The following is a 324-nucleotide window of genomic DNA, read 5'->3' as shown; positions in this document are numbered from 1 at the left end:
GGAGGAGCGCCACCGAGATGTGGCCGATGACGACGCCCCGGGTCATCACGTGGGTGCGGTCGACGAGGTCGGCGGTGACGTCGGGCGGCAGCGGGCTCGAGTCACGGATCCACTTGACGAACGCCGGGCCGTCGATAAGGGTGTAGTACACCAGGAACAGCGCGAGCGACAGCCCCACGGACGCGCGGATCGCCGTGTTCAACACCCCGCTGAACCCGCCGAACAGCGTCTGGACGAGCAGTTCGCCGACGGTCTGAAGGAGCTCACCGATCTCCGGGTCCTGCCCGGTGAGCGCGGCGATCTCCGCCTCGATCGCCGCGACGT

General features: G+C 68.8%; 1 pseudogene. It reads right to left on the bottom strand.

Annotation, left to right across the window (positions count from 1 at the left end):
- Positions 1-324 (bottom strand): annotated as a pseudogene (locus tag EXE44_RS18820) (AI-2E family transporter); the annotation flags it as partial.

Source organism: Halorubrum sp. SS7, from assembly GCF_005435055.1.
Taxonomy (GTDB): Archaea; Halobacteriota; Halobacteria; order Halobacteriales; family Haloferacaceae; genus Halorubrum; species Halorubrum salinarum.
Note: the sequence above shows the minus strand (reverse complement) of the source record. Positions and strands in the feature narration are given on the sequence as shown.